The sequence below is a fragment of the Chryseobacterium proteolyticum genome, from assembly GCF_046591535.1.
GTDB lineage: Bacteria > Bacteroidota > Bacteroidia > Flavobacteriales > Weeksellaceae > Chryseobacterium > Chryseobacterium proteolyticum.
This window is the reverse complement of the sequence record NZ_JBJLWK010000005.1, coordinates 315,254-329,061: the sequence shown is the minus strand read 5'-3', so window position 1 is coordinate 329,061 and position 13,808 is coordinate 315,254. Positions and strand designations below refer to the sequence as shown.

The 13,808-nt window shown below is 38.0% G+C and carries 10 protein-coding genes and 2 pseudogenes; all 12 read right to left on the bottom strand.

The features are described from left to right. Nucleotides 1–65: 65 nt before the first annotated feature. Entirely contained in the window at nucleotides 66–1,034 is a 969-nt protein-coding gene (locus ACJ5H0_RS19310) for a hypothetical protein (RefSeq protein ID WP_306614309.1), read from the bottom strand. Beyond that, nucleotides 1,027–2,466, bottom strand: coding sequence for a T6SS phospholipase effector Tle1-like catalytic domain-containing protein (locus tag ACJ5H0_RS19305; RefSeq protein WP_411251532.1), 1,440 nt, complete (start codon nucleotides 2,464–2,466; stop codon nucleotides 1,027–1,029). Before ACJ5H0_RS19305 ends, ACJ5H0_RS19310 begins: the two co-directional genes overlap by 8 nt. A 28-nt stretch (nucleotides 2,467–2,494) precedes the next feature. Then, on the bottom strand, nucleotides 2,495–2,707 hold the full coding sequence (locus tag ACJ5H0_RS19300; protein ID WP_411251530.1) for a hypothetical protein: 213 nt from the start codon (nucleotides 2,705–2,707) through the stop codon (nucleotides 2,495–2,497). Between the two features lie 2 nt (nucleotides 2,708–2,709). After that, nucleotides 2,710–4,648: pseudogene (locus ACJ5H0_RS19295) on the bottom strand (type VI secretion system Vgr family protein). A 51-nt stretch (nucleotides 4,649–4,699) separates the two neighbouring features. Continuing rightward, complete coding sequence (locus ACJ5H0_RS19290; RefSeq protein WP_411251528.1) at nucleotides 4,700–5,548, bottom strand: lytic transglycosylase domain-containing protein; 849 nt, start codon at nucleotides 5,546–5,548, stop codon at nucleotides 4,700–4,702. Between the two features lie 60 nt (nucleotides 5,549–5,608). After that, nucleotides 5,609–8,105 (bottom strand): annotated as a pseudogene (locus tag ACJ5H0_RS19285) (ATP-dependent Clp protease ATP-binding subunit). A gap of 90 nt (nucleotides 8,106–8,195) precedes the next feature. Beyond that, on the bottom strand, nucleotides 8,196–8,342 hold the full coding sequence (locus ACJ5H0_RS19280; RefSeq protein WP_411251526.1) for a hypothetical protein: 147 nt from the start codon (nucleotides 8,340–8,342) through the stop codon (nucleotides 8,196–8,198). Between the two features lie 191 nt (nucleotides 8,343–8,533). After that, the gene (gene tssD, locus ACJ5H0_RS19275; RefSeq protein WP_172284086.1) at nucleotides 8,534–8,938 is read right to left on the bottom strand and encodes a type VI secretion system tube protein TssD; all 405 of its coding nucleotides are present in this window, start codon (nucleotides 8,936–8,938) and stop codon (nucleotides 8,534–8,536) included. Nucleotides 8,939–9,205: 267 nt separating this feature from the next. After that, the gene (gene tssR, locus ACJ5H0_RS19270) at nucleotides 9,206–11,605 is read right to left on the bottom strand and encodes a type VI secretion system protein TssR domain-containing protein (protein ID WP_411251524.1); all 2,400 of its coding nucleotides are present in this window, start codon (nucleotides 11,603–11,605) and stop codon (nucleotides 9,206–9,208) included. Nucleotides 11,606–11,649: 44 nt separating this feature from the next. Continuing rightward, the gene (locus ACJ5H0_RS19265; protein ID WP_172284082.1) at nucleotides 11,650–12,561 is read right to left on the bottom strand and encodes a PKD domain-containing protein; all 912 of its coding nucleotides are present in this window, start codon (nucleotides 12,559–12,561) and stop codon (nucleotides 11,650–11,652) included. Between the two features lie 45 nt (nucleotides 12,562–12,606). Next, nucleotides 12,607–13,128 (bottom strand): type VI secretion system TssO, encoded by a 522-nt coding sequence (gene tssO, locus ACJ5H0_RS19260; protein WP_172284081.1) that lies wholly within the window; start codon nucleotides 13,126–13,128, stop codon nucleotides 12,607–12,609. Nucleotides 13,129–13,131: 3 nt separating this feature from the next. Next, nucleotides 13,132–13,662: a type VI secretion system TssO gene (gene tssO, locus ACJ5H0_RS19255; RefSeq protein ID WP_172284079.1), complete on the bottom strand. Its 531-nt coding sequence runs from the start codon at nucleotides 13,660–13,662 to the stop codon at nucleotides 13,132–13,134. Nucleotides 13,663–13,808: the final 146 nt, after the last annotated feature.

Sequence of the window (13,808 nt, the reverse complement as noted above, 5' to 3'; positions counted from 1 at the left end):
AGCTTATATTTTGGGCAAAAATTGCCAATAAAAACAATATCTTAATCAATCTCATATCAATTTCATTATTTTTGAGAAGCGGGTTGTACAGGAAGCGGGGGATCAGAATCATTGCTTTCTTCCCTTATCAGTCCCGGATCCTTCAAACATTTTGCGACAAGGAAGTTTTGGGGATCATCTCTGTATTTCAGTTCTTTAGCCGGCTTCTGTTTTATTTTAACATATGGATAAATGATCCTGAGATGCTGATCGTTTGTACTATTCTTTTTTTCGTATTGATTTTTATTTTTGTTAAAAGAATAAGTTCCGAGATCTATTTTATCCTGAACAATATGATAATCTTCATTCAAATATATCTTATCCTGACCGAAAATTGAATATATTTTGTCGAATTTCGCCAGTATATTTTCCGGTTTTTCTTCTTCAATATCAGTGGTGTTTCCCAACTTAAGCGGTGAGCGGCGCACGAGGTTACTATCTTTAATGTGTCCCTCCTTAATCGTAATGATGCCATTAAGTTCAGAAATATCCTGTTCTTTTTCAAGAAAGAATAACAACAGATCGTTGCTCATATTGTCCAGCGGAAATACATTTACAACATCAGCGTTATTTTTTACGGTCAGATCCTGTACTTTATTTTGAAATGGAATGAAGTAACCAGTTTGTCCGCAATCTTCGGTAAGGCGGACAGGACGTAGAATATCTGATTCTGTACTCATGTATATCTTGTTCCGGATGATCTGCTGATCGGTAATAATCAACCGGTTTTCACCAGGAGTTTTCCTACTATATAAGAGGTATTCTGATTTTTGATGGATAGGATTAAAAATCAAAGCATTATTTTGTATTGACGCTCTTCCAATAGCAACCGTGGACGCTCCTATCGCAACAAACCGGTTATCAGGAAAAATATACAGATAAATCTGCTTTTCTCCAAAATAATATTGTCCGGTTATGTCTGGCGTTTTCTGACCATAATTATAATTAAAAATGAGTACTAAAAATAAATAGATCAATCTTTTCAGCTTATCCATCCTGTATATTCCTTTTTCTGTATTTCGCTTCCAATGCGCCTCTTTCCTTAGGAGCATTATCATTAGGTCTTGTATCTAACCCAATCTGATTGGTCTTAGCAGACCAATGAAGGTACTGATTTCTAAGTATTTTCAGATCTTCTTTATCGATATGCCCTAAATAGGAAATAGCTTTAATATCCTTTATATAACGGGAAGAGGAAGAGGTATCCCCTGAATTATATGCTTCTATATATTTATTCCGGAGATCATTGCATGCATTCATATATGTGGATAACTGCGAATAGATCTTCTTCATAAAGCTATCATTTATTTTATGATTTTTTTCGATGACATCTTCCAGATACTTGATATTATTATTTCTGGAATAATGAAACATTTGGTTTAAGGGAATTTTATCATACATATTGGAAAGCTTCCTTGTTCCTACCAAACCATAATATTGTGCTCCTTTATTCCACCACCGGTCATAATTGACGTCTTTTTGGTAAAAATATTTAATTTTCAATTGGTCTTCATGATACCAGCCTTCTTCTACAACAATTTTTTTAAATGCTTCACACTCTTTATGCGTTTCTACATTCTGATAAGGATCATAAGGATCACAATACAACACGGAAATTTCCTCTCCAATGCCGTAGGACCCTCCAATATCGGAGTGAACTCCCGGAAGGGTAAATTCCAGACCATACAATCCTGTACTATTGATGTTCGTAAGGTCAAAATTATCCCTGTATTCATCATCAGAAGCCAACTGCAGGGCAAACTGTACTTTCCCTCTTCCAATGGTATCCAGCCCCAGCTGTTTGGTATCATTATCAATACCAAAGCCCCCTCTGTGATTAAGTCCATAGGACGCTACCGTATCATATAGCCCGGCAAATCTAAATCTGATCTCTTTAACCTCCAGTCCCTGCGCCAGGAGACAAGCTCCAAAATAACCATGTTGATTTATAAATGCATCTTTGGATCCATCTTTATCACTGATGGTCAGATATCCGTCTTTGATGTCTTCAGGTGGAAAAACCTGCAGGACTTTTCCAAAGTTAGAGTAAGAGACATAAGCTTTTGAGTTGGCTACATGTACAAAATGTCTTGCCGCCGCTGCTCCGCGGCTAAACCCGAACACATTTACAGTTAGAATATTGATCGGCCTAATGTTATTTTTTAATTTATCTACAATCGCCTGGGCTCCTTTTAAACATCCTTTAGCTACCTTGGCGACTACTCCTGTGCTTCCGGTACCTTGTGCAACTCCTTTCAGGATACTATCACTTTCTTTATCTTCTGTTCCGATTCCCTCAATGTACCACGACACCTGGTTATCCGCATTGGGATCTATAGCGTCATATCCTTTCGCTACGTTCGTAAATTCATTGTTGTAGCTATCATCCTTATCGCTGCTGGCTTCCTTAAAACCTCCACCCAGCATGGTATTGGTTTTATTATTCTGGGTTCCGTCAAAAAAAAAGATTCAAGCTGATATCAATCGAATTTACGGGCTTATCATTGGGGTTTACTTTTTGTGCCTGTCCATAGCTTACCCCGGAATCCTTGCCTTTCTGCTCTACCGAAACCGAACTGTTATGTTCTATGCCTTCCTTGGCGTAGGTTAAATAATTCCCTCCGGTTCTCGTAGTCGTCTTACCTTCTACAAAATACTCGATGCTCATGACTAGTGATTTTTAGATTTCTCACCACTATTGTTTTGAACTTCTTTTTCAGCGTGATGTTCTACTTTTCCTTCACTATTGACCTCAACTCCTTTTAAGCTGGTCAGCTTGTGTTCTTTTTCTCCGTATACCTCCATGTCTCCTTTCACATAATGGCTCATTTTTCCAATGACATTGGTTGTAAAATCCGCCCCGGTAGTCACATATTTCATAGACCCTACGCTTTCCGTATTATTGAGCATTATTTTATCCATTTTGTTCATCCCGACATAGGTATTCATATTTTCTCCAACATTAATATTCATATTCCGGCAGTTCAATGTCATGGTTTCAGGAGCTGTGATTGTGATGTTACTTCCGGTGGTGTCCAAATGGATCTTATTTCCCGATTTATCCGTAATAATAATGCTTTCATCTTCCGTAAAAATAATACGGTGCCCACTTCTTGTCTGAATGGATTTTACACGGTTATCTACTCCTCCTCCTAAACCTACACCACCATGAAACATTCCCCCCCATTACAAACGGGCGGTCAGGATGGCTGTGAACAAAATTGACCATCACCTGGTCTCCTACTTCCGGTACTGCTACATAGCCTCTGTTTTGAGTAATCTGATCCGTTCCCCCTGCATCAGGAGTCATTACGCGGATAAAATGGGTAATATCATTAGTCTGCCAGTCAAATCTTACCTGTACCCGCCCCTGGTTTTCAGGATCGGCATTGGAAATTACAGTGGCAATCTGTGGTTCTGCTTTCGGAATTTTAAAATCCGGTTTTGGTAAAAATCCGGTGTCCGATGCAATGCCTTCAAAGCTTCCCTGATAATGACCGATTGTATCGATCTCGTGGGTGGTTTCGGTGATCATAATCCTGGTGAAATAATCACTTTCATTGGTATCAGGCTTACGCATCTGCACATCTACAATACATCCCGGATGTAAAAAAGGCACCGTAGTTTTTCCGGAAATGGAAAAAACACCTACCGCTTCACTCCCCGCAGCACTTTTCTGGGAATATTCCACATCAAGGTGTGTTGACGCTTTTACAGGTGCTACCTGCAGAGCCGGTGTTTTGAAGATTTTATCATTATGGGCATACGCTGTTTTGGCAAGATCACTTACATGCTGAATCGGTGTTTCACCGGAAGTAAGCTTTTCATTTCTACTGCTGTTGTATCCATAAAACTGAGGCTTTGTATGAACTGCTTTCAGTTCTACTTTTACATCATTGGCATTACTCCCGTAGGTAAGTTTGATCGGTTTATTTTGTGCAGGAAGCTTTCCAAAGTGCAAGACCTCTCCATCATAGAAAAATTGCTCACCGTAAGCTTCCGCCATTCTCGCCAGATAGTTATAGTGGGTTTCATCATACTGGCTGCTATAAACAATCTGGGAATAATCATTAGTATCTATCCTGATATCAAACCGGCTTTTATCGATACCCTGCTTAATCACTTCCTCTGCAATAATCCCCATATTAACGGCCTGGTCACCTCCAAAACTCTGAATATGCGGAGCACCGTCCAAAAGGATGGTAGGGCTATATCCTGTTAAAACAATGTTCCCAAGGCTCATTTGCTCCTGGCTGAATCCTACTCCTGTAATTACTCCCACAAACGTTCTTTCGGGACTGTTTTCTATGTCTTTGTAAGAAATCACAGCTGTAAGACGCTTACCCAAAAATTTATTGGCTTCTTCCAAAGTATGTGTTTGTCTTCCTCCAAGTGCATCGTGCGCTAAAGTAAGCGTAAACTCGTGGTGACGTTGTGCACTTTGCTTCAAAGTGAAATGCTTATAGTATCTGATCACATTTCCTTCGATCACAAGAGACAATTTTACGAGACGGTTGATCCCCGTATGATGGCTCTCCGAAACGCGATCAGCATTTTGTGAAGGACGAAAAGAAGGATTTTGGGATATGTTGGGTGATTTTGTTTTCATATAAACTGCATTTGGATCGTTAAACATTATTATTAAACCTTAATCATTACTTTATTTCTTCCTGACAGAGCGGCTCAGTATTTTATTCTTTTTTAAAAGAAAATCAGGCATGAGATCTACCGGCAGATAGAATATGCTTTCGCCGCTTTGCTTGAGCTCATCCATGATTCCCGGATTCCAGGTAAGTATTTTATCTACATCTACATCCAGTTCTTCGGCTATAATACTTAAGTCAAACCCGGCATTGATATCTGTTTCAGCTAAATTAGGTGCGGTATATTGGCCTGTCCTGTTTTCAAATATCATATTCATGCGTGAATTGTTATAATCATTCAGAACGCTTTGTAATTCACCTGTGGCATAGCAGGCATTTAAATATTTTTTAACATGGTTTATTGTTTCTCCGGGAAGATATTTACTAAAAATATGATATTGCGAAGATCCCGCAGCATCCATTGCTTTTGAAATATTACCCTCGCCACAGTTATAAGCAGCTACTACAGTTACCCAGTTGTTGTATTTTTTGTATAGCTTCCCCAGGGAAATCACTGCTGTTTTGGTACTTCTGTATAAATCCGAACGGCTTTGCTCACAAAGACCGTATTGATTGGCATGTGCCGTCATAAACTGCCATACACCTACCGCACCGGCACCGGAAATTTGTTTCCGGTCAAAACCGGATTCAATCAGGGCTAAATTTCTAAGATGCCTTGGTAACCCTTTTTGAGAAAGTGAATATTCTATAAATTCTACGATCTCTTTGTTCGAACTGATGATACTTTTATATCTTCTCACACTGTTTTCGGAAGTATCAGAAGCTGAAAGAAACTGCCCATTTACAAAATGAGAAGAAATCAGCAACAACATTCCGGTTACAATATGTTTGAAATTAAATTTCATTGTACTAATAACTATTTTAAATTAAAAATAAAAACATTTTAAAATGGATTTATCTTAACACTACGCCACACTCCATGTCAGTTTATCCTCTTCAGCATTCCAGCCTACATGGATTGTCTGCCCGGATTTTACTTCTTCACGAACGATCATTTTGGAAATAGGTCTGGCCAGCTGTGCACGGATAACACCTGAGATCTGCCTTGCTCCATATTTACTGCTAAAGCCTCCAAGAGCAAGGTTTTTTACAGCCTCGTCACTTATTGTAAGCGTCATACCCAGTCTGGTTAGTGAAGTATGGAGTGATTTCAGCTGAATATTAAAGATCCTTTCTGCAATAGATTCTGTAATTGGTGCAAAAGGAATGATCTCCGTAATCCTTGCCAAAAATTCCGGTCTGAATCTTCCGGAGTTCGACATGATCTGCATTAATGAAGATGATTCAGGAACCTTACCTTCTTCAAATTGCTTTACAATTTCTTCACTTCCGATGTTGGAAGTAAATAATATAAGGGCGTTACTGAAATCTCCTTCTTTTCCGAGTTTATCATGCACTTTACCCTCATCCATAATCTGAAGGAATACATCAAAAACTGAATGGTGGGCTTTTTCAATTTCATCAAATAAAACCACTGTATACGGTTGCTGCCTTATTTTATTAACCAGCATTCCTCCTTCTTCATATCCTACATATCCCGGAGGAGCCCCATAAAGCAGGGCTGCGGAATGTTCTTCTTTAAATTCAGACATATCGAAACGCACCATCGCTTTCTCATCATTAAAAAGAAGTTCAGCCATTGATTTGGCCAGCTCCGTTTTTCCTGTTCCTGTAGGTCCCAGTAAGAAGAATGATCCTATTGGCTGCCCCGGCTTGTTCAGTCCGCTTCTGTTTTCAACGATAGCATCAGAAAGGATCTTTAAGGCATGATCCTGTCCGACTACACGGTTCATAAGAAGAGATTCCATATTAAGGAGCTTCTCTTTTTCCTGTGCCTGAATCTTACCTATCGGAATATTTGTTTTTGCAGCCATCACTGCAGCCAGTTCCAGACGGTCAACTTTTTCTCTTTTTATGGAAGCATGCTGAAGAAGCTCAGTATAGGTATCATCAATGATCTTTTTAATCTGGTCTACCGGCATTGAGTTATCGATCGCAGGTTGCTCACTCAACGATCCCCACAAAATAGGGCTGATCTTATCCCTTAACAAATTATAAGTCCATATCAGCTCATCTGCCTGATCCTTAGCATCAGGATATTCTTCTTTTAGAATTTCTTCATAACTTTCTTTCCAGCTCTCCAGCTCTTTTTCGGAAAGTTCATCAAGCATTTTGATGGCAGCCATAGTCCTGTCCAGCAAATCAATCGCCGCATCAGGAAGTTTTTTACCTTTTGCATAGCGCTTCGCTAAACGTACACATTCCGGAAGGGCTGTTTTTTCAACCTCAATGTTATGGTGTTTTTTGTAACCTTCAAGAAGAACATCGATCATTTTCACACAGGTTTTCTCATCTGGTTCATTTACCGTCAATACCTCAAAGCGTCTGTTAAACGCCTGTTCAGGTTCGATGATCTTCCGGTATTCCTCCTGAGTGGTAGCTCCGATAACCGTGATCTCGCCTCTTGCTAATTCAGGCTTCAGTAAATTGGCAACATTTCCGATGCTCCCCTTTGGATCTAAAAGTGTATGAATTTCATCGATGAATAAAATAGCCTTTTCAATTTTTTTTACATTCATTAATTACTTTCTTAAGGCGGTCTTCAATTTCGCCTTTATAGGATGTTCCTGCCAGCAGTGCTCCTGTGTCCAACTCCAATAAAGTGGCATTTTTTAGCATTTCCGGAACATTTCCCCTGATGATTTCAGTAGCAAAGCCTTCTACTAAAGCTGTTTTACCAACTCCGGGCTCACCAATGATAATCACATTAGGTTTACTTCTTCGGCAAAGGATCTCTACGAGCATCCTCAATTCTTTGTCCCGTCCGATAATATTTTCCAATGTCCCTTGTCTCGCCTGTGCTGTTCTGTCTACACAATAGTTTTTGATCGAAGGAAATGAGGCGTCCGTAAAATCCGAAGTATTGGAAAAAAGAGACGAAAATTCACCATCTTCCGCTGTGCCGTAAGGCATATCCTTCCTGTATAGGGCGAATATTTCATGCTCTCTTAAGGGAAGGGATTTCAACTGCTGTAATGTAAATGCAACCTGAGGCTTTACAATAGCAGTAAGGATACAAATAGGAGTGATCTCATCAAGTCCAAGTTTCAGCCTGATGTCATCTGCCTCTTCGGTAATTTTATCTACATATTCATCTTGTCCCACATCATCAGGAAGGTGGGTTGTTTTAGGGTAATCTTCTATGCGAACATCAGCCCATTCATAAAAGTATCCAGGGTCTTTATCAATATTTTTCAGAAATTCATTAAGTCCTATATCTTTGTGCATCAAAGCCTGTAAAAGATGTGGAGCTCCATATGTGGCATTATAATTTTCTCTTGCAATGGATTGTGCAATATGAAAAAGCTGTTTTACGGTTTCGTTGGTTACTAGTACTCCCATTGATAATGTTCTTATTAATATGTTTTGTGTTGTTGTATGCAAATAGTTTCACGTCTGCCTGTACAGTTCATCAGCAGGGATGTTCTTACATTAAATATCATGAGCCTCATCAGCAGTAATATGATCAGAAAAAGGTCTTAATGGTAAGGTACACATCTGCAGATCCCTAATGAATCTGCCGGGTTTCTGCGATAAACGGAAAGAAATTCCGTAGGTATGTTCAGGTATCGGTAGCATAATTTTGCGATTGTGGTGAGGCTTAAAGGTAAAAAAAAAATATCCAATCAGGATTTCTTTTAGGCAAAGTATTCCCTGATAAAGATTTCAGATTGTCTTTTCTGTGGGTATCTAAATTATCTCAGGCAAAAAAGACTGTCTTTTTATGGACAGTCTTTTTCTATGAATGTGGATTAAATGTGCCTTTTTAATTAGCTTGATGGCCATAGACCTTCATAAATACCCTGACCATAATGAATGGTCTCAGCGCTTACGATAAAGCTGATCAGCATACTGTTTTCATCTACTGCATCGAAATCTACTTCATGCTGAATAACATATCCGTTTTCCCACTTTAAAGTAATTAAAGTACCTTCTTCATGAGATTTGTTAAATGTAACTTCTCCGGTGGTCGGCTTATATTTTCCATTAAGTAAGCTTTCCAGAATATCAGATTTTTCCGTTGCCTCTACTGTAAGTTTTATAAGTGCATTTGAAGGATCTGATGCTACCCTTCCCGATACATCTGTAGATCTGGAAACGCTATAGTTAAGTTTTAATAGTTTTTGACCCTCGCCTCCGTTGAATTTTAAAATCCCTCTAGAATTTGCTGCCATGATTGTAAATTTTTAATCGTTAATTGTATATTGTAACTCAATGAATGTACAACAAATATAGTACCCCTGCTGCTTTTATAAAAGTTTTCAAATGGATTTTTACAAATTTGTAGTAGTTCTACGATCATCGATGTAGCAACATTTTAGAACTCCCTGGCAATGATTCTTTTGCAATAATCCGGAATTGATAATCCGGAGATATTTCTTCAGGATTTCAATATGTGTAAATACAAAAAAGGCGGAAATAATTCCGCCCTATAATTGATTTTAATGTTTTGTATACTCTGGTTCCTCTACCGGAAGCATGGTCGGCATAAAATATTCATTTAGCCAATAGAAAGTCTGTCCGTTTTGCTGGATTTTCACCGCCGGATTATTTCTGTGAGTAAGCAATCTTTCTCCCAATTCTTTGTAGTTAAGAAAATATTTTCTTACTGTTTCATTTAGAACGATCTTAGATTTTCTCCAGCCCTTAAGCTTATATTTTGACATTAGTTCTTCTTCAGACAAATCGAAACCTGTCGTCAATCCCACCGCATAAGACATAGGCTGCTCATAAAGATCACCTTTATCTAAGAATTTTGCTGTCGGATTATATTTTTTAACAAGACGAACATATTCTTTAATTGCTTTTGACTGGTTGAAGTCTGCTCTTGCCGGACCAGTTTTCTCATATACTTCCCTATAGAAAGCTTTTAGGTTGTCATATTCTGTTTCAGAGATCAGAATTCCTTTTTCAAGACCTGGTTTATAATCTTTAAGATCTTTTGGAATATACCCTTTTACCAGGAACGGACTTCCGTAATTGATCAGCTGAGCGGCAATTCCCGCCGGAACGCGATTGGTAAGTCCCGGATACAGATATTTATATTTCAGATCCACATCTGTTCTTCCCGCTCCTACTGATGAATGGAAATAAGCATTCAGGGAATTATCTATCGACATATTATCCATGGTTACCTGTGAAATTAAACTATCAACTGATTTTTTCAGATAGCCCGGTGTCGTTACATCTCCTTTTTTAGGGAATATTACAAATCCCTGAGACATACTTTGCTTTGGATAGTCTAAAGAGAAGAAGCCTTCATCTCCTTCCACAAGGTTAAAGTTATTCTTAGTTAAAACATCATTCTGGTTAATGATTTTTTGCTTTTTCAGCTCGGCAATATTTTTTGCCGTATTGGAAACAACATTTTGCCCCAGCAAAACGAAGTCATTATACGTATCAGATGATCTAGAACTTGTCTGGAACATGATCAGCCTTGCCTGTGCTTGAGTAAGAGAATTGATTACGCCATACATATTCCCGCTCTGGTTGGCAGATGTCCCCACTGTAATTACAAGGTTCGTTTCATCAGGAACCGCTGAAAGAAGATTTCCTGCCGCCGTTAAACCTTCACTTACGGGTTGATAACCACTGTTGGTAGGACAATTCATCTCATTAATCTTATCTTCTATGAAAGAGATTATTTTACTGTAATCAGCATTTAAGCTGGAAACAGCTACATTATCTCCGCAAGAATTGTTTTTATAGAGAACCACTCCATATTTTACAGAATTGAAATAAGAAGGCTTTTCAAATCTTAACTGCAGGTCTTGTAACAGGGACTTTACAATCGGAGCATAGAGTGCATTAGGTGCACTGATATCTAAAGCAAAAACAATGTTGATGTTTTTATTTCTTTCCGTGATCTCACGATAACGGTCAAAATAAATAGGTTCTCCCAATACATTTAAGACATAGTTTTTACTGTAGTCCAGGATATTGGTAAAATATTTGGTTTTAGAATCCGGAGTTGGCGCTTCTTTTAATGCAAGCTTAACAGGGTAAATATTTTCAAGTGGCGTTCTCTTATTAACATCCGTAAGAAGAATTGCAGTCCTGCTTGCGGCATCACTACCTCCCGGCGCTCCTTCATGTAACCCTAAAGCAGTTTCCGTAACACCGGTTGTATTCTTCATTTTTACTGCAGAACGTTCCCCCCATGCTGAAATCACATTGGAACTTACCCAGCCATATAATCCTGTACTGATACTATCGATGTCAATATTCGGTTTTTTACCCACTAAAAATCTTTTGTTATTCTCAGCTTGTTTGTAAACATATACAATTTGACCGTTAGGTATCTTTACATTCGCATTTTCGATCAGACTTGGAGAGTTGAACACCATGATCGAATCATTTTTGTAATATCTTTCAGCACTTCTGATAACATCACTATTGCTTGGTACCACAGCAACCCTTACCGGATAACCTGTCTTTTCATCTTTTAAGGAGCTGTTCCAAAGCAATAGCTCGGATTCAGGAATCCATCCATAGGTCTTAATAGCCTTCGAAGAAACCTTTTTCATTAAAGCATCCGGAATATACTCGGCTACTTTTACCATGCCGTCTCTATGCTTTAAGACCATTAAAGGTTCTAAGAATTTTACTTCTTTATATGATTTTTCGTCATTTTTATCAAGATAAGCCGTATTTCTGGAACGATCCGAAATGGCAATCCATGGAACGGACTTCTTTGGATAACCATTCATCACTGAGGCATTATCAATTTGCCCGTATTGCGTCGGCTCCGGAGTTCTTTTCGATGGTAATTTTACCTGACAGCTGGTCAGTAAAAATGAAACTCCGATATAATATGCTGCTAGAGGAAATTTATTTTTCATCCTATTTTCTTTTATAATTTGGTGTGCCCGATACAGGGTTGTAATTATTTACTTTGGTTAATATCCACTTTGGTTACACAATTCTGCGTATCATCAAAATTTACCTTAACGGTCTGAATAACATTATTTTTATCAAACTGAAGTCCCGCGCAATACATGTAAAAGTTATTTACTTTACTGTCATTCACCTTCACAACCGTATTCTCATTATTACAAAGGTATTTCTGAAGAAGGTAATTATAGTGTGAATTGAAATTACTCCCGTTGGCAATCTGCTGCAAATGATATTTAAAATCATTATCGATTTTTGCATAAGCGTCTTCTACGCTTACATCCTGATCATTTAATGCATCATAAGAAGGATCAATTCTAATGTGGTGTATAATCGGTTCAATGCTTTCATCCGTGTATAAAGTAACAATATAATCTCCCGGTTCTTTATAGGAGTAGATTGCTAGCTTATCTTTAGAATCCGTAGTTCCGCTTTCCCCGAATTTCCAGCTGAACTGTTTAGCATCGGAGATCGCACGAAACTGTACATTCTCGAATTGCATAGCCCGTAATGGTGCATCTATGGTTGTTTTTACCATCGCTGTATCTTTTGCTTTCTGAATTGCTCTGGCAGAAACCAGTACAGGGAAGGATTTAGAGTATTTATTATCGATAATAAGCGTTACCGGATAATATCCCGGTTTGTTATAAAAGTGGATACCACTGCTTTTCTCAGAAGTTGTCCCGTCTCCGAAGTTCCATTTTTTGCTTTTGGCAAATTGTGTTTTATCTTCAAATACCAATGTATCCCCTACACTTAATGTAGATGGATATACAACCCCTACAATATCATCTGCAGAATGAATGACCTTTTTCTGCAACCAGAGTGCAACAAGAGCCGCAATCAGCAATGTCGCTATAACACCGATAATAATGTTCTTTTTGTTCTTTTGAAAATAATTCATAGTTATAATGTGATGTGTGATTGATTGAGTATTAGTTTTTGCCGTTTACTGGGTTCTTTCTTTTAATGCATTCTGTCGCTGAAAGACACGGTCTTTGGTTTCTTTAAGTCCGATCAGGCAATCCTGATACTGTTTTTGAAAGAGTTTGATATCTTCTGTAGTTCTTGAGATGATCTTTTTGTCCTCAAAATACATTTTATAGAATTGTGCAATCTGGGGATAAGCATCTTTTCTGATGTCTATATATTCCGGACCAAAGCTGTTATTAATATCATTAATCCCTGTCTGAATAGAATTTTCCACAAAAGGTTCTGTGGTTTCATCCGTAAGTCTGCTCACCTGGATGAAAGTACTATCCTGCAAACGCTGGGTTAATTTTTGTTGCTGATCAAATTTGGCTTTTTGTTCAAGTTTCTGAATGGCAATGATATCATCTTCAGAAAATGGCGATTTGAATCTTTTCAGGAAAATAATTCCTAAAAATATGAGTGCTGCCAAAAGCATTAAAATCAAATAAAAAAATTGATATTGCTTTTCTTTTTTGGATAATGTGATGTGTCCCTGCATAACTTATCTTTTTCTTCGACTTCCTGTAAACTTTCTGGTAGGATCTATCTTCAGTACCTTTTCCATACTCCCTACTTTCCCCATGCATCCGTTGACATCTCTTATTGCGATTTTTTTCTGGTTGGAAACCTCTACAATACGATTTTTCAAAGTCAGCATCGGACTTATTTGTTTCATTAAGACAGCATAATGCTTAAAATTATCCGCACTGTCTTTTCCCATAATGTTTTTAGCATTATTCACATTGTCTATAATATCATTTCTTAGGAAAATATCATTTTCCACTCTGTTGAGCCTGCTCATTCTGCTGAAAATAGTATCCACCTGAACTCTAAGAATATCGCTGCGGCCCAGTAGTTCTCTGTAGGCTTCCGCATCACGGCTTACCCCTTCCGTTTGGGCATCATAGCTTTTAAAAAAGAAAAATACGCTGGTGAAAGAAACAGCAGCCAGGACAACAAAAGACAGAACAAACTTCCAAATGCCTATTCTGACGTCTGATTTATTTAATTTTTTCTCTCTATTTGAAGACATATTTTGTGGTTTGTTTGGGTCTGTGAAAGTATAAAAAAAAAAATTTCCTGCACAATATCTATCTTTTCCGTGATATAACGGATCATTTTTCATTTAAATTAAGATTAATTTTAACTTTAATAAGTTTTTATTAATTTAGACCCCTA